Here is a 21,875-nt window from a genome sequence, read left to right as displayed (position 1 = left end):
CAGGTACCCCTACCCCGGTACTCATTCCGGTGGACGGGCCGTCGCCTCAGGGTGGATGCCTGGGCCAGGACGACGAAAAGCCCGGACCCACGAGGGTCCGGGCAGATCATCTGTGGAGATGGCGGGAATCGAACCCGCGTCCGACGGCGTGAGAACAGGACTTCTCCGGGTGCAGTCCGCTGCTGATTTTCTCGGCCCCAGCAGTCACACGGACAAGCTGCTGACGGGCTCAGTCAACTGAGTGTTCCCGCAGCCCCGCTGACGAGGGCTACGAGCAGTGGCTCTCTAGATGACGCCAGGAACCGGGTCGAGAGCTAGCCCGGGCTGACGGACTTCGAGGCTCGCTCAGGCGGCGAGGGCGAAGTCGGTGCGCTTGGAATCGGCACCTATTGGTTTGCAGAGGGCGTTAAAGAGATAACTCTGCATCCTCTACCCGCTTCTCCTGGAAGCACGACCGTCGTCGAAACCGATCATCCCCTGTTGAGTTGTACCCGCACCGCCGGTCCGGTCTCCCGGGTTGCCGTGGTGCGACGTCCCATCATACGCGTCCAACGTCGCGCCGCGCGAGGACATTCCCGGTCCAGCAGCTGTCGGCAGGTCAGCCGTGGTTGCGCAGGCTCATCATGCGTCGGGCCTCGCGCTCGTCCTGCCGCTCACGCAGCGTCTGGCGCTTGTCGTACTCCTGCTTGCCGCGGGCCAGTGCGACGGCCACCTTGGCCCGACCGCCGACGAAGTACAGCTCGAGCGGGACCACGGTGTGCCCCTTCTCGCGCGAGGCGACCGCCCACTTGTCGATCTGGTTGCGGTGCATGAGGAGCTTGCGTCGGCGCCGCGGGGCGTGGTTGGTCCAGGTCCCCTGCGAGTACTCGGGGATGTGCACGTCGCGCAGCCAGGCCTCGCCGCGCTCGAACTCGACCCAGCCGTCGACGAGCGAGGCCCGCCCGGCGCGCAGCGCCTTGACCTCGGTCCCCCACAGGGAGAGCCCGGCCTCGATGGTCTCGTCGATGTGGTAGTCGTGCCGGGCCTTCTTGTTGCGGGCGACGACCTTCTTCGCGTCGGCCGCCTCCTTGGCGCGCTCCGCCGCGGTCGGCTTGCCGGCCGCCCTGCTCATCCTGCTCATGACCGACCTCCGTCCGCCGCTGCTGGGGTGTCGACCCGTCCGGGCCGAGGACCGAGTCTACCGAGCGGTGTCCAGCGGAATCGTCGACGTCGCGCAGGTCACCTATCCGGTGCAGGTCAGGCCCGTGCGCAGGGCCTCGAGGTTGGCGTGCATGACGTCGAGGTAGTCGGCGTCCGGGGAGGTGCGTCCCTCGATCGGGTCGAGCACCGCGGTGTCGACCTGCGCCTCGTCGGCGAGCGCCCGGGTGACGTCCTCGCCGGTGAGCACCTCGAAGTAGATGGTGTGCACGTCCTCGGACGCGACGATCTCGGCGACCTCGCGGATTCGCGCCGGCGGGGGCTCGACCTCGGGGTCGATGCCGTTGATGCCGACCTGCTCGAGGTCGTAGCGCTCGGCGAGGTAGCCGAAGGCGGTGTGGGAGGTGACCAGCGTGGCACCGGCGCAGGAGGCGAGGCCCTCGCGGTAGTCGGCGTCGAGCGCGTCGAGCTCCTCGGCCAGCGTGTCCGCGGCGGCGGCGTAGAAGTCGGCGTGGTCCGGGTCGATGGCGGCGAGCTCCTCGGCGACGCCGTGCGTGACGTTCGCCATGAGCTCGGGGTCCTGCCAGAAGTGCGGGTCCGCGCCGATGACGGACTCCTCGAGGCCGGCCGCCGTCGCGGCGTCGAGGACGTGGTCGGGCGAGGTGACCTCGAGCGCCTCGTCCGTGGCGGCCTGCAGACCGGGCACGACGACGACGAGCCCCGCCCCCTCCAGGCGGGACACCTCGGCGGGCGAGAGCTCGAGGCTGTGCGGGTCGGCACCCGGAGGGGTGAGGTTGTCGACGTCGACCCGGTCACCGCCGACCCGCTCGACGACGAACTCCAGCGGGTAGACGGTGGCGAGGACCTCGATGCGGTCGGTGTCGTCACCGCCTCCCGCACCGTCCGAGCCGGTGTCGGTGCAGCCGGCGAGCGCCACCGCCATGAGGAGGGCCGGGGCGGCGAGGCGGGCGGTGCGGGAGGTGGTACGCATGGTTCTCCGTCAGTGATGAGGGGTCGGTCGCGGGGCGTCAGTGGTCGTGGTCGTGGTCCTCGTCCCCGTGGTCGTGGCCGTGGTCGTCGCCCTCGTCGCCGTGGTCGTGGCCCTCGTGGTCGTCGCCCTCGCCGAACTCGGTCGAGCCGTCCTCGACGTCGCCGCTGACGGCGGCGAGCTCGTTCGGCTCGACGTCGAGCTGGGCCTCGGCCCAGATCTCGCCGGTGAGGATGTCGACGGCGACGATGGTGCTCGTCGACGGGTCCGTGACGTAGGCCGAGCCGTCGAGCACGGTGACGGTCGGGCGCGGCTCCTGCCACTCCTCCGGCTCCTCCCAGGGCTCGACCACGGGGTAGGAGGCGGCGATCTCGCCGGACTCGGGGTCGATGACGTGCAGCTGCCCGTCGGTGCCGAGCACGAGTGCCTCGCCGTCGTCGCCGCGGGCGAGCGACCGGAAGGAGTAGCTGGCCGGCAGGTCGACGAGCGTGAGCTCGTCGGTGCGGGTGTCGATGAGACTCACGCGCGTGGGGCGCTCGAGCTCGGCGTCGGGGTCGCTCTTGTAGTCGCCCAGGACGATCGGCGAGGCCTCGCTGCCGGCCTGATTGCCGATCCGCCCGTAGTCGTCGGGGCTGTCGACCTTGCTGATCTCGCCGTCGCGGTAGACGAGCGCGCCGTCCTCGCAGCCGATGACCACGACCTCGTCGGCGGCCATGGCCTCGCCGTGCACACCGGGGCACTCGTCGGAGGCGGCGATCTCCTCCCCCGCCTCGTCGAGCACGCGGATGCCGGTGCGCTCCTCCTCGGTGCCCTCGGAGACGAGGAGGGAGCCGTCGGTGAGCTCGACCGCGACGCCGTGGTGGGGCGACGGCGTCGCGTAGCTGCGCTCCTCGGCCTCGTCGTCGGCGACGGCGGAGGAGTCGAGGACGACGACCTCACCGGTCGCGTCGTCGAACAGCGCCGTCCGCCCGTCGTGCACGACGACGTGGCCCGGCATCCCCGCCTCGACCAGGACGTCGGTGAGCGCGGGGGCCGCGGTGTAGTAGTGGGCATGGTCGCCGTGCGGCTCGGCCCAGGCGCCGGCGTCAAGGAGCTGGAACCCGCCGGTCGTCGAGACATAGAGGTGGCGGCCGTCCCCGGCGCCGTTGAGGCGGTTGAAGCCCTCGAGCGGGAGGTCGGCCTCGACCTCGAGGGTCGTGGCGTCGAGGACCTGGATCCCGCCGTCGTAGGTGAGCGCGAGACGCGGGGTGGCCGCGGCCGCCTCCGTCGCGGCGCCGGCGTCGTCACCCTCGTGGTCGTGGTCGGTGTGGTCGTCGTCCGCGTGGGCCTCGTCGGAGCCGGCCTCGCCGGAGCCGGACGCGTCGGCGTCGGTCCCGGTGGCGGACTCGGCGGCGTCACCGCCGGAGACGCTGTCGGCGTCGGTGGCGTCGTCGCCGTCGGCGGATCCCGAGCAGGCCGTGAGCAGGACGAGCGGGAGCGCGGCCAGGGCGGCCAGCGCGCGGGGCCGCACGGGGCGTGCGGCGGTGCGGGTACGTGTCATCGGTGGGTGGGGCGCCGCGGGTGCGGCGCCCGGCTCCTTCCAGGTGGTTCCTCAGGGACGCCACACGTTAACACTATTGCGAATCATTATCGTTCGCTGTCCGGGGGTGGCTCCCCCCTGCGCGTACGCGCGCGTGTGTCGGGGCGACAAGAACGCCGCCGCCCTCCCCGGTGGGCGGGGAGGGCGGCGGCGGTCAGCGGGACGCCTGCGGTGTCAGTGTCCGCGTGGCGTCAGAGGTAGTTCATCGGGTCGGTCATCTCGCCGTCGAGCCACAGCTCGAGGTGGACGTGGCAGCCCGTGACGTTCCCGGTCGCGCCGGTGGTCCCGATCGGCTGGCCCTGGCTCACGCTCTGGCCCGGCGTGACCGAGAACCCGGAGAGGTGGTGGTACGTCGAGACCGTCGAGCGCCCGTTGACGATGCCGTGGTTGACGATGACCTGGTTGCCGCTCGTGCCGGTGACCGCCGAGGGGTTGGTGGCGGTGACGGTGCCGTCGGCGATGGCGGTCTGCGTGTTCCCGCAGGCGCTGCGCAGGTCGACCCCCGGGTGGATCGACCAGCCCCCGGTGATCGGGTAGATGCGCGGGCCGAAGGGCGAGGTGACGACGAACGGCCGCGGCACGGGCGGCACGAAGGTTGCGCCGGGCGATGGGGCCGGCGCCGGGTCCGGCGACGGGGCGGGGTCCGGCTCGGGCGCCGGGGCGGGCGGGGGCGGCGCGGCAGGCTGCTGCTCGATGGCGGCCTGGTCCCGGGCGAGCTGCTCGGCCCGCTCCTGGGCCTCGCGCTCGCGGCGTCGCTCCTCCTGGGCCTCGCGCTCGAGCCGCTCCTGCTCCAGCCGCTCGGCCTCGCGCCGACGGTTCTCCTCGTCGATCGCGGCGATCTGCTCCTGCGTGGTCAGGCTCGAGGCCTGGATCGCGTTGATGTTGCTGTTGAGCTCGTCCTGGCGCCCCTCGAGCTCCTCGACGAGGTCCTCCTGGAGGGCCATGAGGTCCTCGACCTCGGTCAGCGCGCCCTCACGGGTCTCACGCAGCTCGTCGGCCGCCGTGACCGCCTCGACGGCCTCGACGTTGAGGTCGTCGACCCGCTGGGTGAGCGTGTCCTGACGCATCTGCTGGTTGCGGTTGGTCGCGTTCTGCTCGGCGACCCGGTCGAGCAGCCCCGTCTGGGTGCGCACGGCCGTGGTCACCACGGAGTAGGAGCCGATGAACTCCTCGGCGGAGGTCGAGTCGGTGATGAGGGCCAGGGTCGACGGCGCGGTGTCCCCTCGGTAGGTCGAGCGGGCGAGCTCCCCGAGCGCGTCCTGCGTCTCGGCCGAGGCGCTCTCCCCCTCGGCGATCTCCTCGGCGAGGTCCGCGAGCTCGGCCTCGGCGACATCGAGGCGTCCCTCGACCTGCTCCTGGTGCCGCTCGGCGGCGGCCAGGTCGTCCTCGGCCTGCTGCAGCGCCTCCTCGGCCACGGGGATCTGCTCCCGGGTGAGCTGGAGGTCGACGAGGGTGGTGGCCAGCTCGGCCGAGACGCCCTCGAGGTCGTGCTCGAGCTCGGCGCGGCGCTCCTCGTTGGCGTTGAGCTGCTCGACGAGCTCGTCGCGCGAGGGGTCGTCGTCGTCGGCGACGGCGCCGGGACCGACCAGGGTGGTGCCCAGCGCCAGGGTCGCCGTCAGGGCGAAGGCGTACCGGAACCGCGCGAGGCCCGGGCGCGCGGCGCGGACCGAGGTGGTGGAGGACGTCGACATCTGGGACCTAGACCTTCGTGTACCGGGCGAGCGAGACGACAGAGGACACCCCGGCCACCAGCACGGCGGCGAGGACAAGGATGGGGGCGACGCGCCAGACGTCGGCGGTCGTGACGAAGGCGACCCACGGCGCGGACGGTGCGAGCCACCCCTCGACGCCATAACGTACCGCCGCCCAGAGCCCGCCGACGGCGAGCCCGGAGCCGAGCAGCGCCGCGATCGCGCCCTCGAGCATGAACGGGGCCTGGATGACCCAGTTCGAGGCGCCGACCAGGCGCATGATCCCGGTCTCGCGGCGGCGGGACAGCGCCGAGAGCCGGATGGTGGTGGTGATGAGCAGCACGGCGGCGACCGCCATGACGCCGGCCAGGCCGAGCGCGACCGCCGTCGAGCGGTTGAGGATGACGAACAGCGGTTCGAGCTGAGCGCGCTGGTCGATGACGACGTCGACCCCGGGCCGGCCCTCGAGCTCGTCGGCGACGATCCGGAACTGCTCGGGGTCCTCGAGGCGGATGCGGTACGAGACCTGCATCTGGTCCTCGGTGACCTGCCGCGACCACGCGGAGTCGCCGAGCTGATCGCGGAAGTTCTCGTAGGCCTCCGCCTTGGTCTCGAAGAAGACCTCGTCGACGTAGGGGTCGAGGTCGGCCGAGGCGAGGAGGTCCGCGACGGCGTCGATCTCCTCCTGGGTGGCCTCGCCCGCGGCGCAGGCCGGGTTGGACGAGGAGGTGGGGCACATGAACGCGGAGATCTCCACGCGCCCGTACCAGTCGTCCTTGAGCCGGTCGACCTGGGACTGCAGGAGCAGGCCGGCGCCGACGAACACCAGGGAAACGAAGGTGACCAGCACGACGGCGACCGTCATGGCCACGTTGCGGCGGATCCCCTGGGTGACCTGCCCGAGGATGAAGCGCAGCCTCACTCCGCGCCCTCCTCGTCCTCGGCGCGTCCGGCGGCGCGGCGCGCGGCCGCCACGACGGCGAGGTAGGAGCCGCCAGCCTCGTCGCGCACGACCCGCCCGTCGACGAGCTCGACGACGCGGCGCCTGGCCCGGTCGACGAGGTCGTCGTCGTGGGTGGCCATGACCACGGTGGTGCCGGTGGAGTTGATGCGGGTGAGCAGCTCCATGATCCCGGTGGAGGTCTCGGGGTCGAGGTTGCCGGTGGGCTCGTCGGCCAGGAGCACCTGAGGGCGGTTGACCATGGCGCGCGCGATCGTCACGCGCTGCTGCTCACCACCGGAGAGCTCGTGCGGGAGGCGCTTCTCCTTGCCGGAGAGCCCCACCAGCTCGAGGGTCTGCGGGACGACGGTGAGGATCTGGTGGCGCGGGCGCCCGGTGACCTGCATGGTGATCGCCACGTTGTCGAAGACCGACTTGCCCGGCAGCAGGCGGTAGTCCTGGAAGACCATGCCGATCTGGCGCCGGTGGCGGGGCATGCGGAAGCGGGACAGGCGGGCGAGGTCGTGACCGAGGGCGTAGACGGTGCCGCTCGTGGCGCGCTCCTCGCGCAGGACCAGACGCAGGAAGGTCGACTTGCCGGACCCGGAGGCGCCGACGAGGAAGACGAACTCGCCCCGCTCGATCTCCAGGGTCGCCTCGTCCAGGGCGGGTCGGGCGCCCCGTTTGTAGACCTTGGAGACGTTGTCGAAACGGATCACAGCTGCATCCGGCCAGTGTCGGTGTCAGGGAAGGTAGATCCTGGCCGGTTGGATGGTACGTCCGCGCAGATGGGTGGGGGTGGACGCCACGCCGCCCCGAGACCGGACCGCAAGGGGGGTGTTCCCGCGCCGAGTCCGCGGGCGGGTCCCACCGTCCGGTACCGGGTACCGGGACCGACTGTCGGCACCGCCCGTCGCGGATCAGTCCGCGGAGTCCTCCGAGCGGCGCCAGCGGATGCCGGCGTCGACGAAGCCGTCGATCTCGCCGTCGAACACGGCCGAGGGGTTGCCCGACTCGAACTCGGTGCGCAGGTCCTTGACCATCTGGTACGGCTGCAGCACGTAGGAGCGCATCTGGTCGCCCCAGGAGGCCTTGACGTCCCCGGAGAGCGCCTTCTTCTCCGCGGCCTCCTGCTCCTGGCGCAGCAGCAGCAGGCGGGACTGGAGGACGCGCAGCGCAGCCGCGCGGTTCTGGATCTGCGACTTCTCGTTCTGCATCGAGACCACGACGCCGGTGGGGATGTGGGTCATGCGCACCGCGGAGTCGGTGGTGTTGACCGACTGGCCGCCGGGGCCCGAGGAACGGAAGACGTCGACCTTGATCTCGGACTCGGGGATCTCGATGTGGTCGGTCTGCTCGATGAGCGGGATGACCTCGACGGCGGCGAAGGACGTCTGACGGCGTCCCTGGTTGTCGAAGGGCGAGATCCGCACCAGGCGGTGGGTGCCGGCCTCGACCGAGAGCGTGCCGTAGGCGTACGGGGAGTTGACCTCGAAGGTCGCCGACTTGAGCCCCGCCTCCTCGGCGTACGTGGTGTCCATGACGGTGGTGGCGTAGCCGTGGCGCTCGGCCCAGCGCAGGTACATGCGCATGAGCATCTCGGCGAAGTCGGCGGCGTCGACCCCGCCCGCGCCGGCGCGGATGGTCACCACGGCCGCGCGCTCGTCGTACTCGCCGGACAGTAGCGTGCGCACCTCGAGCTCGCTCAACTGCTTGCGCACGGCCTCGAGCTCGGACTCGGCCTCCTCCTCGAGGTCGTCGTCCTCCTCCTCGGCGAGCTCGACGAGTGCCTCGAGGTCGTCGATCCTCGTCTCCAGCTTCTCGAGCCGCTCGAGGTCGTGCTGGGCGTGGGAGAGCCTGGAGGTGACGACCTGCGCGGCCTCGGGGTCGTCCCAGAGGTCCGGCGCGGCCGACTCCTCGGTCAGCTCGGCGATCCGGGCGCGCAGGGCGTCCGGGTCGGTCACGGCCGAGATGCTCGCGAACGTGCTCCGCAGGTCAGCGATCTCGGAGGAGAAGTCGGTAGCCACGAGGATCGATCCTACTAGCCACCGGGGCCCGCGTCCGGGCCCGCCTCGAGCAGCGGACCGGTCATCCACGCGTCCTCCTCGGAGGTGACGACCACGCACAGCGCCGTGCGGTCGCCGGACTCGTACTGCTCGCGGTCCGGCACGACCGCCGAGAGGACGAGGTCCTGCTCCGGGTCCACCCCCGGGGGCGGATCGTCGTCGACGGCCTGTGCGCAAGCCTCCCAGGCGAGCGGGAGCAGCTCGGCAGAACCCGGGTAGGGGACCATCTCCAGCTCGACCTCGTCGACGACCTGCACCTGCGAGCGCCCCTCGCAGGGCACGAGCTCCACGTCCTGCGTGCGCGTCTCGAAGCCATCGCGGGTCAGGCAGTCGCCGACCGCGAGCCCCTGGGTGCCCACCAGCTCGGGCCGTGCCAGCTGCGCCATCCGCGCGCCCTGCAGCCCCGAGGTGAAGCCGTCCGACGGGGACGTCCCTTCCTCGTCCGTCGACGAGTCGGCGTCACCCCTGCCGGGCCGGTCCTCCTCGGGTGCGGTCGTCGGCGCGTCGGGCAGGGCCTCGTTCTCGGAGTCCGGCGTGGTGTCCGGGGTGGCGCCGGGCGCCCCGGGCGTCTCACCGTCGGGCGTGCCCGGCACCTCGACGTCGGGACCGGTCTCCCGCGTGGGCTCGACGCCCTCCCGGTCGGCGTCACGCGTCGAGGCGAGGTTGCCCCCCTGGTCGCTGCCCCCGAGCGTGCTGACGGTGACCGCGCCGACGCCCAGGACGACGACGGCGGCCGCGGCCGCGAGCACCCGGCGCATGCGGTGCCCCGGCCGGCGTCCGCGAGGAGCGACGGGGGCTGCGGGCGGAGCCCCGGGCCGGTCCGCGCCACGCCCCGCTCCTGTCGTCGCGGCGGCACCGGCACGGACCGGGTGGTCGGCGTCGGGGCCGGAGGCGGAGGAGGTGCGCGCGCCATGCGAGGCGACGTCGGTCGCACCGTCCTCGGACAGGGTGCCGGACACGCTGGTCCGGTCGCCGACGTGGTCCGAGGCCAGCGGCAGGCCGATGGCCGAGCCGAAGCCCCTCCGCCTGGTGTCGCCGTGATCCTGCTCGCCGCCCGGGTCGACGATCTCCACCGAGGCGGGCAGCGCCGTCGGGCGGGCCTGGTCGGGACGCGAATGCGCGGAACGGGCCTGGATGCCGTGGAAGACGGTGCGCGGGAGCGCGCGGCGGGCGGTGGTGGGGCCGTTCGTGCTCGACGCGGTCGCGCCGGGGTTGGCGGCGCCGCTCGGGCTGGAGCTGCTGCCGTGCGTGGGGGCGCCGATCGGGCTGATGGCGCCGCCGGGGGTGGAGGCGCCCGTCGGGCTAGGGCTGCCGCCGGGGCTGGTCGTGGCTGAGCCGGGGGACGTCCCGGGGCGGGCCGGCGACCCGGCGGCGACCGCACCAGCCGGCGACCGGCCGACGTCGTGGCCCGGCGTACCCGCCGGGCGGGCGGAGGCCGCTGCGCCGCGGGCTGCGGCCTCGCGCACACGGACTGCGGCCGGGGCCGGACGGGCCGTCCCGGGGCGGGGACGAGGGCGGGCGCCGGGACCCTGCTGGTCGAGGGCCGAGGGCGGCGCGGACGGCGGGCTGTCCGCCGTCGGGGCGAACCGGTCACGCGGGGCGCCCGCTCCCCCGGTGCCCGATCCCTGCGGCACCGCCTGCTCCGGCGTCGCGGCCTGTCCCTGCGGCCGCTCCCCGTCCGACTCGCCGGCCTGCCCCTGCGGCTCCATCTGGTCCGTCGCGCCGGCCTGCCCCTGCGGTACGGCGTCCTCCGGCGACGTCGCGAGGGGTCGCTGCTGCGCCCCGTCGTCGTGCCGCACGCGGTACGTCGGCCAGCCGCCTCCAGGCGGCAGTGGGACGTCGGCCCGGACGACGGGGACGTCGTCGGAGCCTGCGGGGTGGTCGTTGTTCGTGGTGCGTCCCTCGCGAGATCTGTGCCGGTGGTGGGGCGTCCCGGGCGGCCCCGGCACGGCAGACGCATCGGCGTCTCGCTGCCGTACCGACGAGCGTGGGGACTCTGGAAGGACGATAGATAGTCATCGGCCGCGGCCGACGTCGCCCCCATGGGTCGCTCTCCCCATCCCCGCTGCGGGCGGCGGGCGAACGGCGCCGGCTCAGTCGAGGAGCATCGCCGAGGCGTCCTGGAAGTTGCCCTGGAGCGCGTCGCCCTCCTCGACGCTCCGGGCCAGGCAGAGCACCTCGCGATCGCCCTGGGCCCACGTCCCCTCGGACGGCGAGAGGGTCGAGAGCCGGATCTGGGTCAGGTCGATGTTCGGCGTGGGGAGCGCGTCCCAGGCCGCCTCGCACCCGGCCTGCGCCTCCTCGTTCATCGCCGCCGTCCCGGGGTACTCCGCCCGGTCCTCGACGTCGAACAGGTGGTAGAACTCCAGGTGGTGCGGCTGGTCGCAGGGGGTGAGGACGAGCTCGTTCGACTGGCTCGAGCAGTCCTCGAAGGTCACGCAGTTGCCGACCTCGAGCTCGAAGACCGTGGTGGGACCCGACGCCGAGACGCCCTCCCCGGCCTCGGGGGGCTCGGTGGTGGTGGGCGGCTCCGTGGTGGTGGGCGGCTCGGTCGTGGTCGGCGGCTCGGTCGTGGGAGAGGGCTCCGTCGTGGTCGACGGAGCCGGTGAGGGAGTCGACGTCCGCGGTTCCGTCGAGTCCGAGCTGTAGCTGCGGTAGATGAAGAAGCCGGTGACGACCAGCGCCACGAGCAGCACGACGGTGATGGCGACCACGATGAGGACGGCCTTGCCGCCGCCGGGGCCGTCACCGTTCCCACCCGGGCCACCAGGGCCGGAGGGACCGCCCGGGGTGCCAGGACCGCCGTAGCCGGGCTGCGGCGTCGAGCCCCACGGGTCCGACGCCGGCACGCCGTACGCGGGCTGCCCCGTGGGCGCTCCGCTCCCCCACGACCCTCCGGGACCGCTCCCCGGGCTCTGCGCACTCCACTGGCTCACGGGGTCACCGTAGCGACCCGTCTCACCCGCGGTGCCCGGACGGTACGGGGAGGGGTGTCCGCACCCGCGCCGAGGCGTGGCGGCGCACACTGCTGAACCGCGCGCGATGAAGGATGATGGTTCGATGAGCGCACGACGCCGGACCTGGCAGCAGACCGCGGTCGAGGAGGCCCTCGGCGCCGACACGTCCTTCGTCAGCGCGCAGGAGCTGCACCGTCGGATGCAGGACTCCGATCAGCAGGTCGGTCTTGCCACCGTCTACCGGGTCCTCAACCGTCTCGTCTCCGCCGGCGAGGTGGATGCCCTGCAGACCTCCGAGGGCGAGACCCTCTTCCGCGCCTGCGAGGTCGGGCACCACCACCACCTCGTGTGCGAGTCGTGCGGCGCGACGGTGGACTTCTCGCCGCCCGACGAGTCGTGGATGACCGAGATCATCGAGAGGCACGGCTTCGAGCCGGTACGCCACGTCGTCGACATCTACGGCCGGTGCCGTAGCTGCCGCGAGAAGGACCGGTCCGACCGATGACCCCGGAGATCGGTGCGGGGGCCGACGGCGCGACTGCCGGCGGGTCCGACGGTGCGCCGCGCGACGGCGGGGCCGACGGCGTGGTTGCCGGTGGGGCCGACGGCGTGGTTGCCGGCGGTCTCGACGGTGCACCGGCGGCTGCGTCGGACGGCGTCGGTACCGGTCGGACGAACGGGGTGGCTCCCGGTTCGACGAACGGGGCGACGCCGCCCCGGTCCCTGCTCGACCTCCCGATCGACCCCAAGGGCGACATGCGGCTGCGTGAGCTGGTCGCCACCCGGCAGCGCAGCTTCGAGGGCCCCGTGGACCTGGTCGAGATCGCGCAGCAGCTCCGCACGTCCTTCGAGGGCTTCTCCCACCTGCGGATGCACTACCAGGCGGGCATCGAGGAGGTGCAGACGAAGATCAACATCCTGCGTAAGGAGTTCGAGCAGGTCCACGACTACAGCCCCATCGAGCACGTGCGCACGCGGTTGAAGTCGCCGGAGAGCCTGCTGCGCAAGGCCGTGCGCACCTGCGACGAGCTGACGATCCCGGCGATCCGGGAGACGATCCGGGACATCGCCGGCATCCGGATCACCTGCAGCTTCATCTCCGACGTGTACTGGATCGCGCGGATGCTCGCCCGCCAGCCCGACCTCGAGGTCCTGCAGGTCAAGGACTACATCAAGGAGCCGAAGGCGAACGGTTACCGGTCGCTGCACCTCATCGTCCAGGTGCCGGTGTTCCTGTCGTCGTCGACCGAGCACATCCCGGTCGAGCTGCAGATCCGCACCATCGCGATGGACTTCTGGGCCTCGACGGAACACAAGCTCTCCTACAAGTTCGACACGAACCTCCCCCCGCGCCTGCGCGACCAGCTCGACGCCGCCGCCGCGGTCGCCGCGGAGCTCGACGAGCGGATGGAGCAGATGCGTGACGAGATCAGACCCGCGCCCGCCGACGCGCGTGGCGGGACGGAGTGGGCCGAGGGCGTAGCGGGGTAGCCGGGTCGGTGGCGCGGCGGGTAGTCGGGCCGACGACGCGGCGGGTAGCCAGACAACCGGTCTGACGGCGCGCCGGGTAACTGGGCCGACGACCAAACCAGGCAGTCGGACCAGGAGTGACGACGAGCCGACTCTTCTCCCGCCACCCGGCAGGGCACCGCAAGCATCCCCTTCGCACGTCCCCAGCCACGAAGTTTCCACATGCATGCCCAGGTCAGGGCCGTCCACAGATGTTGCCGAAGGTCTTGCGCCCACCCCTGCGGGCCCGTAGATTCAACACGTCGAACAGACGTTCGAGCAGCGAATGGGAGGGGGTGGGGGACGTGTCGTTGGCCGAGGCCGATCCGCCGTCGCGGGACCGCGGTATCCCCGCTCCCCCACGCCTGGCCGTCGTCCCTTCTGCCCACGCGTCCTGGCCCGACGCGGCTGACCTTCGCCAGTTCACTCTGTCGCTGAGCGCGATGAAGCGCAGCTCTCAGGCCGAGGCGATCGATCAGATCCGAGCCCTGGGAGAGTTGACGGCCGCCGCAGCGGCCGCGCAGGCCGTCGCGACCACCGATCTCGCCCACATGCGCGAGGACGACGAGATAGATCGCGGCATACCACGCGAGGAGAGGGGCCGAGGCCTGGCCGCCGAGGTGGCACTGGCACGGATGGACTCCCCCGCCCGCGGATCACGTCACCTGGGCCTGGCCAAGGCCCTGGTCCACGAGCTCCCCCGCACCCTCGAGCTCATGGAGCAGGGCCAGGTCACCGAGTGGCGCGCGACGATCATCGCCCAGGAGACGGCCTGCCTGCCCGCCGAGGACCGCCGACGGGTCGACGCCGCGATCGCCGAGGACCTCCCCACCTGGGGGGATGCCCAGGTCCGACGCCAGGCGCGCAAGCACACCCTCGCCCTCGACGACGAGGCCGCACGGTCCCGGCACACCCGCGAGAAGCGGCAGCGTCGGGTCTCGGTCCGTCCGGCCGCCGGCCAGATGGCCTACCTCAGCGCCTACCTACCGATGACCGACGCCGTGCGGGTCCACGCCACCCTGACGAAACAGGCCGCCACGCTGGTCAACGCCGGCGAGGCGCCGGGACGCACGGTGTCGCAGACCGCGGCAGACCTGCTCGTCGAACAGCTCACCGGCACGCCGGCCACGCAGCCGCCCGACGTCGACCTGACGATCGTCATGACCGACCGCACCCTCGCCGGCTCCGACGAGCCCGCATGGGTGCCCGGCCAGGGGCCGCTGTCCGCCGCGGTCGCGCGGGAGCAGGTCCGTGATGCCGGCCAGGTCTGGTTCCGCCGGTTGTGGACCGACCCCGCATCTGGCGGGATGGTGTCGACCGAGTCACGCGCACGCGAGTTCACGGGGAGGCTGCGCGAGCTGATCCTCCTGCGGGACGACGTCTGCCGGGGGCTGTACTGCAACGCACCGATCCAGCACGTCGACCACACCATCCCCCACGCCGACGGTGGCGCGACCAGCGCCGCCAACGCCTCCGGGCTGTGCGCGAGCTGCAACTACCTCAAGGAACACCCCGGATGGCGGCACGCGCCAGCCACCCAGACCAGCGACACCGACGGCAGCCGGGATGGACGCGGGCGCGACGCCACACGCCGGGGCGATGCCGAACCCGGCGGGGGCCCCGAGGTCGGGGACGAGATCGGAGGCGGCCGCATCGACGTCTACACGCCGACCGGGCACCGCTACCTGATCCCCCGCTCACCACTGCCCTACCAGATCCGACCACTTCCACCCCCGATGACACCCGAGCGGTACGACGCACTCGTCGAACGCGTCGCCCGCCGCACCGCGCGCCCACCAGACGAAGCAGGGGGAAGAGACGGACCAGAGGACCCCGGCACGAGGGACGGCACGCGCATGCGCGACGCCGCAGGCCTCGTCGATCCCGCGGGTGCGGAAGGCGACCCCGGCGGACGCGAGGCACCACACCCCGGTGACGAGACCGGCGGGAGTACCCCGTGCCCGCCGGGCTAGGGCACAGGGGTGCGGTCGAACGCCTGCGCACGCCCGGTCACCGTCACCTCGATCGGCCCGACCGCCTGGGAGACGATCGCCGGCACGACGGGCGGTTCGATCACGGCCACGAGGGTGACGACCGCCGTGGCACCGTCGGGGGTACCGGTCGGTTCGGCGAGCGCCACGGATCGGATCCCGCCCTGCGTGGAGACGTCGACCTGAGCGAGGTACTCCGAGGCGGCCTGGACCACCATCTCGTCGGTCAGCAGCGTCTCGCGCCCCTCGGCGTAGAAGGCCTCCTCGACCACGGCGTCCGCAGCGGCGGCGGCCGCGGCGTCCGCCACTCCCAGGGCCCTCTTGCGGTCGATGTGCACGGCGGAGACCGCGGTGATGACGAGCACGAGGGCCACGAGCACCACGACGAACCCGATGCCGAGCACCATGATCTGGCCCGACTCCGGGTCGTCCCGGCCGTCTCGGCCGTCTCGGCCGTCCCCGCCGGCCCCGCCGGCACGCCAGGCGCTCACCCGGTGCCCCGGTGGTCCTCGACGACGACCAGGTGTCGCGCCTCGACGTCCATGCTGGTCGGCACGCTGCCGATCGACTCCGGCAGGAGCGGGAGAGCGACGACCGCGCTGACCTGGACGTCGATCCTCGCCCCCGGCGTGTGGCACGGATCGGCCGAGCAGGACAGCGACAGGCTCTGCGCCCCGTCGACCTCGAACCCCTGGTCGGCGAAGGCCAGCTCGACGGCCATGCCCGCCGGGCCGGCTGCGGCCGTCGCGTCCTCGGCCTGGGCGATGATCCGGCCCGCCTCGCGCGCGGCCCCCTCGGCGGCGAAGGACGCCGCCTGGATCCGGCTCACCGCCACCACGAGATAGATGAGCGGGAGGAGGAGCAGCAGTGCGACGCCCAGGTACTCCACGATGGCGCTGCCCGCCTCGGGATCCATGGCGGGGTCTCTCGCGCCCCGACGCCGGCGGCCGTCCAACGGCGCGGTGGGGCTCACGGCTCGACCTCGAGTGCGGCGTGCCCCTCGACCTCGATGTCCCCGCCCAGACCCAGCAGACCGATCACGGGGAAGGGTGCGGTCACGCTCACCTCGACCAGCGGCACACCACCGGAGGTGACGATGCGCGCCGAGACGTCCTCGGCGAAGGAGTCGGCGAGCCCGGCACGGATGAGCTCCTCCGTACGTGCGGCGCCCCGCTCCGGGCTCGAGCCGAGCAGCGCGCCGTGGCGGGCGCCCTCGGAGGCGGAGTCGATGAGCGTGTTGCGCACGTGCAGGACCAGCGCGAGCTGGAGGACGGCGGCCACGAACACGAGGAGCAGGCCCGAGACCATGACGAAGTCGACGATCGCCGACCCGGCCTCGGCATCACGGCACGATCGTGTCGCGCGCTCGGTACCGTCTCGCGCACACCCGCGCCGCGGTGCGGCAACTTGCGGGCGGGCACCTCGCGGGGAGTCACTCCGCGGTCCGGCGCCCCTCGGGCCGGCGACCCGCCGGACGGAACTCCGCGGTCGGGCGCCCCGCGGGTCGACGCCCAGCGGACCGGTCAGCCCCGGCCGAGCACCCGATCGATCGCCGTCTGGAACAGCGCGCCGAGCTGGGTCTCGGCGATGGCCCAGATGATGATGACCAGGCCGGCGGTCATCAACGTGACCATGACCCAGCCCGGCACGTCGCCGCGTTCGGTGTCGTCGTCGCGCATCTTCTCGCCGAGCCAGGTCAGCAGGAGCAGCAGGGGGTTCATCTCGGTCGCCTCTCGGGGTGGTGTCGGTCGTGAGCTGGGGTGCCCGCACGTGGCTCATAGGCCCATCCGCAGTGCGGCCAGGCCCGGGAACAGGGCAAACATGACTGTGGTGGGCAAAATCAGAAAGACAACCGGAGCCATCATCGCGACCTCTTTCTTGCCGGCGAGCTCCATGAGCTCGCGCCGCGTGGTCTCCCGCGCGTCCTGCGCCTGGGCGCGCAGCACCTCGGCGAGCGGGGTACCCCGCTCGACAGCGCCGGCGAGCGCGTCGGCGAACCGGCTCAGCGACGGCGACCCGGTCCGTGCGGCCAGCTGCTCGAGCGCGACCACCATCGGCACGCCCGAGCGGGTCTCCGCGAGCGTGGTCCGCAGCTCCTCGGCGACCGCGCCGCGCGCCACCTGCTGGACGCGCTCGAGCGCGGGCACCAGGCCCTCCCCCGCTCCGACGGACAGCGCGAGGAGCTCGGCGATGTCCGGCAGCTCGGCGGCCAGCCGTTCGCGACGTCTGGTCACCTGCTTGGTCAGGTGCGTGTCCCGCAGCACCGCGCCGCTGACCCCGAACAGGACCACCCCGAGCAGCAGGATGGGCACCGGCGCGTCCCGCACGGCACCGAGGGTGAGTGCCACGACGAGCCCCGCGGCCAGCCCGATGACGCCCCAGACCATCTGCTCGGTGCGGAACTGCGCCACCGTCGTCGCCGAGCCGGACTCGGACAGCCGCTTGCGTACCGTCGTCGTGGTCGAGCCGAGCTTCTCCAGCATCGGCACGACGTCGTCGATCAGCGGCGCCACGAGCCGCTCGACCACGGTGAACGGCGTGCGTGCCGGGGCCTCGGCCAGCAGCCGTGACGAGGTGGGCCGCTCCACCAGGTATGGCGCGAGGCGGTCGGCCAGGCGTGGGCGCCTGGCGCCCAGCCGGGCCACGATGACCCACACCCCGGCGGCGAGCAGGAGGCCGGCGATCCCGCCGTACACGGTCAGGTTCATCGCAGCACCCGCGCCTCGTCAGGCAGCCGGCCGAGCCGGAGCATCAGCCAGTAGGCCAGTGCCGAGGTCGCCGCGCCCGCGGCCACGACCGCAGCACCGGTCGACGTCGAGTAGGCCTGCGCAGCCTCGGGCCGTGCGGCCAGCAGGGCGAGGACCGCCCAGGGTGCCGCGACGGCGAGCCGCGCGCCGTTGACGGTCCAGCTCTGCCGGGCCTCGAGCTCACCACGCGTGCGCTGGTCCTCGCGCAGCATGTGGGCCAGCGCCCGCAGGAGGCGGGTGAGGTCCGAGCCGCCGACGTCCCGGGTGAGCTTGAGCGCCTCGACGATCCGGTCCGCGACCGGGTCCGCCAGCCGGGCCTTGAGCCGGTCCAGCGACTCGACGAGGTTGCCCGTGGCGCGGTGGTCGGCCACGAACCGCCGGAACTCGGGTCGGACGGCCTCGGGCCCACGCTCGGCGAGGGTGCCGACCGCCTCGGGCAGCGAACGACCGGCGCGCACGGCGGAGACGAGGGCGTCGATGACGTCGGGCCACACGTCGCGCAGCTGGGTGCTGCGGCTGCGGGCCCGCGCCGTGACGACGAGCCACGGCACGCCGGCGGCGATCACCCCGAAGGCGACGGCGACAGGACCCGCCCCCGTCAGCGCCAGCACGAGGACCAGCACGGCCAGACCGAGCACCACCGAGACGGCCAGGAAGGAGCCCGGGCTGACCGACGGCGAGCCCGATCGGGTCAGGACGTCCTGGATCCGGTCGAGCCGCGTGGCCACGCGGGAGGTGCGCGGGCCGGCCTCGAAGAAGGAGAACCACACCAGGCACAGTCCGGCTCCCAGCAGGAGCCCCGCGATCACCCCCACGACGCGCCCGTCCGCGAGGCGCGCGCTGCGCCGCGCCCGAACGCCCGCACCGCGACCGCGCCCGCCGCGTCGCGCGGGAACGCCCGGATCGCGACGACGCCCGAGCAGTCGTGCTCGAGCGCGCGCCGGTGCAGCGACGTGGTGTCGGCCATCCCGCCCCCCAGGGTCGTGGTCGATGTGTCCGCGGACACTGTTGGAGCGTAGGCGAGCGCGCGGCGCCGTGGCGCTGTTTCCACAGGCGTTCTCGCGGCACGGGACGATCCGGCCCGACTCGGCTCCCTGCACGACGTCGATCCCGACCCGGCGTGGGTCGCTACACGACCGAGATGCGTTCCTCGACGCCCGACGGATCGGCGGCGACCGCCCGGTAGGCCTGGGCGTAGTCGAGCGGGTGGTGCAGGGTGGGTGCCTGACCGGCGCCGGCGCTCAGGTAGGTCGTCACGGTGACGAAGGAGCGACCGGTGTGCCCGACGAGGTTGCGCACGGTCCAGCCGCCAAGACCGGGCCCGTCCCACGCGTACGGGCCGACCGTCTCGACGAGGCTGCACACCACCTCGCCGATCTCGGCGTAGACACGTCGCAGATCCGTCGGGTCGAAGCGCAGGGCGCGTGCCATGCGTATCTCCTATGTCAAGCGGCTTGCTGGACGCAAGTCGTTGAGGTGGGGGTCAGGGGGATCGGAGGGGGAGTGAGGGCGCGTTGCCGGTGGGCTCGGGTGAGGGTGCGCCAGATGCGGCGGGCGATGGCGTTCTTGAGGCAGCGGAGGGCTTCCATGACGGTCTTGCCCTGTTCGCGGAGGCGTTCGTAGTAGTCCTTGCCTGGTCCCTCGAGGCGGATCTGGGTGATGGCGATGCGGTGGATCGCGCAGTTCAGCTGCCGGTTCCCGCCACGGTTGAGGCGGACTCGACCTTCTGTCTTGCCCGACCAGACCGGGATCGGGGCGCAGCCGGCGAACATCGCGTACTTCCCCTCGTTCGCGAATCGTGTGATCCCGGCGGTCTCGGCGATGATCTTCGCGGCCGACAGGTCTGCGCAGCCGGGGATCTCCAGCAGCACCGGCTCGACCTCTCGGACCATGGCCCGCAACCGCGTGTCGAGCTCGCTGATCAAGTGGCAGAGCCGTTCGAGATCGGCCAGGACCATGCCCGCGATCTCCGCGACGATTCCTTCGCTGGCTTCGATCACCTCCCGCACCCGTGCCTGGGCCGGCCGATGGATCAGCGCGCGTGGTTGTGGGTCGACCTCGGGATCGAGCTCGTGCAGGTGCCAGCGCAGGCGGTTGATCACCCGGGTCCGCTCCGCGACCAGGTCCTCCCGGCGGGCCAGGATGAGCTTGACCTCTCGTGCCTGCTCATCGGTGGACGCGGTCGGCAGATCCTCTTCGCGAGCCATCGCCCGCGCGACGGCGAGAGCGTCGATGGGGTCGGACTTCCCACGGGTGCGCGCGGTGGCGCGTTGGCGGGCCATCAGCTTTGCCGGCACTCTGACCACTGGCTCTCCGTGAGCGAGGAGGTCGCGTTCGAGCAGGCCGGTGAGGTGGCGGCAGTCCTCCAGCCCCCACCGGCGGTCCTGCTCGATAAAACTCTTCTGGGCCCATCGGTAGGCCTTCTCATGACCGCTGTGGGTCGCGTGGACCGTGACCTGCCCGATCTGCTTACCCGCCGCGTCGACCGCGACGAAGGTGTGTGACTTCTTGTGGACGTCCGCGCCGATCAGCACCACCATGGTGACTGCCTCCCTTGAATCCGAGTGGGGGTCGAACGGTCGGGCCGGTCGGCGGACAAACCTCAGTGGGGCAGCTGCACGCTCCTATCAAGTCACGCCGGCCGGTCCTTCCCATCCGGCGACGGCAATACGCATGCAGGCCAACTCAGCCAGGAGTGGCAGCAAGGCTAGGAGCCAATCACCGGATGGAAAGGATCCAACCACCGCGACATCCGCGGCACCACCAAGCCTCACACTGACCGCGACGCTAGAGAGCGCTCCCCGTGCTGGCAAGAGGTGCCGACGGAGTCCACGCCCGGATCGCCCCCCGCCGTCCCTCTCAGGTCGTCGTCACGACTGCGGCGTCGTGCCCCGCGCCGCCTCTCTCAGGTCGTCGTCACGACTCGGCGAGGAGCGCGGAGATGTCGACCCCGGCCCGCTCGAACCGCGGGTCGGGCCCGATGTGCCCGCTCGCACGCACGAGACGCGCGCCCGCCCGCTCGAACAGGCGGGAGGTCTCCACCACCCCACCCTCGACCCGGCCGGTGACGTGGACGATCTCGCGCACGGTGCGCCGGCCGTCGTGGTCGAGGTCGAGATGGACGACGAGGTCGACCGACGTCGCCACCGTCGGCACGGTGAAGTCCGAGGTGACGTTCTCGCCCGCCAGCAGCGGCAGCGTGCACAGCTTGGTGATCGCCTCGCGTGCGGAGTTCGCGTGCAGGGTCGCCGCCCCGGGCAGCCCGGCGTTGAGGGCCACGAGCAGGTCGAAGGCCTCGGCCTCGCGCACCTCCCCGACGATGATCCGGTCGGGCCGCATCCGCAGCGACTCCTTGACCAGGCGCCGCAGCGGGATCTCGCCCGTGCCCTCGAGGTTGGGCTGCCGGGTCTGCATGGCCACGACGTCGCGCCTGGTCAGGTTGAGCTCGAAGACCTCCTCGACGGTCACCACCCGCTGGCTGGCGGGGATCGACCCGCACAGCGCGGCCAGCATCGTCGTCTTGCCCGCCTGCGTCGCCCCGGAGACCAGCACGTTGAGCCCCGCCCGCACCGAGGCGTCGAGCACGCGCGCGGCATGACGGGTGAGCGAGCCGCGCTGGACGAGGTCGTCCAACGAACGCGCCCGCACGAGGTACTTGCGGATGTTGACCGCCCAGTGCTCGCGCGTGATCACCGGGATGACGACGTGCAGCCGCTCGCCACCCGGCAGCGCGGCGTCGACGAAGGGCGAGGACAGGTCGAGCCGGCGCCCGCTCGTGCGCAGCATCCGCTCGACGAGGTCGCGGACCTGCTGGGTGTCGAGCAGGACGGTGGTCAGCTCCGCCCGCCCGTGCCGGGCCGCGAAGACCTTGCCGGGCTCGTTGATCCACAGCTCCTCGACCTCGGGGTCGTCGAGCAGCGCCTGCAGCGGTCCGAAGCCCACGACGGCGTCCATCACGTGCTTGACGGCGGCATCCATGTCCGCCAACGGCGGCACGAGCCCACGCGTGGAGCGCTCCTCGAACTCGGTCGCGGCGGCCACGGTCAGCGTGCGCGTCGCCTCCGGCTCGCGCGCCGGGTCGATGTCCCGACGGCGCACGAGCTCGCGCACCTCGGACTCCAGCAGCGCCAACGGATCGACCATCCTGCCCCCCAGGAACTCATCCGGCGGACCGTCCCGCCCCGGCTCGAACCTACGGGGGATCGGCTCCCCCGGGGCCAGTTTCGTCGATCCCGCTACGCGCCGCCCCGGTTGTGCACACCCACGCGGG

The 21,875-nt window shown here is 72.5% G+C and carries 22 protein-coding genes and 1 other RNA gene; 3 read left to right on the top strand and 20 right to left on the bottom strand.

Going from position 1 to position 21,875, the window contains the following annotated elements:
* Positions 1–110 precede the first annotated feature (110 nt).
* The 10 genes from ssrA to AC3D3D_RS13175 form a co-directional block, all read right to left on the bottom strand.
* Positions 111–478, bottom strand: a transfer-messenger RNA (tmRNA) gene (gene ssrA / locus AC3D3D_RS13220).
* 120 nt (positions 479–598) lie between these two features.
* Complete coding sequence (gene smpB, locus AC3D3D_RS13215; RefSeq protein ID WP_463662919.1) at positions 599–1,120, bottom strand: SsrA-binding protein SmpB; 522 nt, start codon at positions 1,118–1,120, stop codon at positions 599–601.
* A 102-nt stretch (positions 1,121–1,222) separates the two neighbouring features.
* Complete coding sequence (locus tag AC3D3D_RS13210) at positions 1,223–2,128, bottom strand: metal ABC transporter substrate-binding protein (protein WP_463662918.1); 906 nt, start codon at positions 2,126–2,128, stop codon at positions 1,223–1,225.
* 37 nt (positions 2,129–2,165) lie between these two features.
* Complete coding sequence (gene aztD, locus AC3D3D_RS13205; RefSeq protein ID WP_463662917.1) at positions 2,166–3,665, bottom strand: zinc metallochaperone AztD; 1,500 nt, start codon at positions 3,663–3,665, stop codon at positions 2,166–2,168.
* Positions 3,666–3,895: 230 nt separating this feature from the next.
* On the bottom strand, positions 3,896–5,395 hold the full coding sequence (locus AC3D3D_RS13200) for a peptidoglycan DD-metalloendopeptidase family protein (protein WP_463662916.1): 1,500 nt from the start codon (positions 5,393–5,395) through the stop codon (positions 3,896–3,898).
* Between the two features lie 7 nt (positions 5,396–5,402).
* Positions 5,403–6,317 (bottom strand): permease-like cell division protein FtsX, encoded by a 915-nt coding sequence (gene ftsX, locus AC3D3D_RS13195; protein ID WP_463662915.1) that lies wholly within the window; start codon positions 6,315–6,317, stop codon positions 5,403–5,405.
* Positions 6,314–7,054, bottom strand: a complete 741-nt coding sequence (ftsE, locus tag AC3D3D_RS13190; protein WP_463662914.1) for a cell division ATP-binding protein FtsE — start codon at positions 7,052–7,054, stop codon at positions 6,314–6,316. Before ftsE ends, ftsX begins: the two co-directional genes overlap by 4 nt.
* 201 nt (positions 7,055–7,255) lie before the next feature.
* Positions 7,256–8,362 (bottom strand): peptide chain release factor 2, encoded by a 1,107-nt coding sequence (gene prfB / locus AC3D3D_RS13185; protein ID WP_463662913.1) that lies wholly within the window; start codon positions 8,360–8,362, stop codon positions 7,256–7,258.
* Positions 8,363–8,376: 14 nt separating this feature from the next.
* Entirely contained in the window at positions 8,377–10,200 is a 1,824-nt protein-coding gene (locus AC3D3D_RS13180; RefSeq protein ID WP_463662912.1) for a septum formation family protein, read from the bottom strand.
* 294 nt (positions 10,201–10,494) lie between these two features.
* Positions 10,495–11,337 carry a septum formation family protein gene (locus AC3D3D_RS13175; protein WP_463662911.1) on the bottom strand — a complete coding sequence of 281 codons (843 nt, stop codon included), beginning with the start codon at positions 11,335–11,337 and terminating at the stop codon, positions 10,495–10,497.
* A 124-nt stretch (positions 11,338–11,461) separates the two neighbouring features.
* Here AC3D3D_RS13175 and AC3D3D_RS13170 point away from each other — a divergent pair, with 124 nt between their 5' ends.
* From AC3D3D_RS13170 to AC3D3D_RS13160, 3 genes are all read left to right on the top strand, one after another.
* On the top strand, positions 11,462–11,863 hold the full coding sequence (locus AC3D3D_RS13170; protein WP_463662910.1) for a Fur family transcriptional regulator: 402 nt from the start codon (positions 11,462–11,464) through the stop codon (positions 11,861–11,863).
* A complete protein-coding gene (locus tag AC3D3D_RS13165) occupies positions 11,860–12,849 on the top strand; it encodes a GTP pyrophosphokinase (RefSeq protein ID WP_463662909.1) in 990 nt (329 codons plus the stop codon). Before AC3D3D_RS13170 ends, AC3D3D_RS13165 begins: the two co-directional genes overlap by 4 nt.
* A 461-nt stretch (positions 12,850–13,310) precedes the next feature.
* Positions 13,311–14,840, top strand: a complete 1,530-nt coding sequence (locus AC3D3D_RS13160; RefSeq protein ID WP_463662908.1) for an HNH endonuclease — start codon at positions 13,311–13,313, stop codon at positions 14,838–14,840.
* On the opposite strand, the gene AC3D3D_RS13155 is transcribed toward AC3D3D_RS13160, so the two are convergent.
* The 10 genes from AC3D3D_RS13155 to AC3D3D_RS13110 form a co-directional block, all read right to left on the bottom strand.
* Complete coding sequence (locus tag AC3D3D_RS13155; protein WP_463662907.1) at positions 14,837–15,349, bottom strand: pilus assembly protein TadG-related protein; 513 nt, start codon at positions 15,347–15,349, stop codon at positions 14,837–14,839. The two genes, AC3D3D_RS13160 and AC3D3D_RS13155, sit on opposite strands and share 4 nt — an antisense overlap.
* On the bottom strand, positions 15,346–15,774 hold the full coding sequence (locus tag AC3D3D_RS13150; RefSeq protein ID WP_463662906.1) for a pilus assembly protein: 429 nt from the start codon (positions 15,772–15,774) through the stop codon (positions 15,346–15,348). Before AC3D3D_RS13150 ends, AC3D3D_RS13155 begins: the two co-directional genes overlap by 4 nt.
* 53 nt (positions 15,775–15,827) lie before the next feature.
* Positions 15,828–16,166, bottom strand: a complete 339-nt coding sequence (locus AC3D3D_RS13145; protein ID WP_488512123.1) for a TadE family protein — start codon at positions 16,164–16,166, stop codon at positions 15,828–15,830.
* A gap of 215 nt (positions 16,167–16,381) precedes the next feature.
* Positions 16,382–16,579 carry a hypothetical protein gene (locus AC3D3D_RS13140; RefSeq protein ID WP_463662905.1) on the bottom strand — a complete coding sequence of 66 codons (198 nt, stop codon included), beginning with the start codon at positions 16,577–16,579 and terminating at the stop codon, positions 16,382–16,384.
* 54 nt (positions 16,580–16,633) lie between these two features.
* The gene (locus AC3D3D_RS13135) at positions 16,634–17,566 is read right to left on the bottom strand and encodes a type II secretion system F family protein (RefSeq protein WP_463662904.1); all 933 of its coding nucleotides are present in this window, start codon (positions 17,564–17,566) and stop codon (positions 16,634–16,636) included.
* Positions 17,563–18,420, bottom strand: a complete 858-nt coding sequence (locus AC3D3D_RS13130) for a type II secretion system F family protein (RefSeq protein ID WP_463662903.1) — start codon at positions 18,418–18,420, stop codon at positions 17,563–17,565. The genes AC3D3D_RS13135 and AC3D3D_RS13130 overlap by 4 nt, the downstream gene beginning before the upstream one ends.
* Positions 18,411–18,611, bottom strand: coding sequence for a hypothetical protein (locus tag AC3D3D_RS13125; protein WP_463662902.1), 201 nt, complete (start codon positions 18,609–18,611; stop codon positions 18,411–18,413). Before AC3D3D_RS13125 ends, AC3D3D_RS13130 begins: the two co-directional genes overlap by 10 nt.
* A 122-nt stretch (positions 18,612–18,733) precedes the next feature.
* Positions 18,734–19,036 carry a maleylpyruvate isomerase N-terminal domain-containing protein gene (locus AC3D3D_RS13120; RefSeq protein WP_463662901.1) on the bottom strand — a complete coding sequence of 101 codons (303 nt, stop codon included), beginning with the start codon at positions 19,034–19,036 and terminating at the stop codon, positions 18,734–18,736.
* Positions 19,037–19,050: 14 nt separating this feature from the next.
* Positions 19,051–20,145 carry an IS110 family RNA-guided transposase gene (locus AC3D3D_RS13115; protein ID WP_488512121.1) on the bottom strand — a complete coding sequence of 365 codons (1,095 nt, stop codon included), beginning with the start codon at positions 20,143–20,145 and terminating at the stop codon, positions 19,051–19,053.
* 376 nt (positions 20,146–20,521) lie between these two features.
* Positions 20,522–21,748, bottom strand: coding sequence for a TadA family conjugal transfer-associated ATPase (locus AC3D3D_RS13110; RefSeq protein ID WP_463663336.1), 1,227 nt, complete (start codon positions 21,746–21,748; stop codon positions 20,522–20,524).
* Positions 21,749–21,875: the final 127 nt, after the last annotated feature.

The organism is Georgenia sp. X1117 (assembly GCF_057784635.1).
The sequence above is the reverse complement of the archived record's forward strand: the minus strand, read 5'-3'. Positions and strand labels throughout refer to the sequence as shown.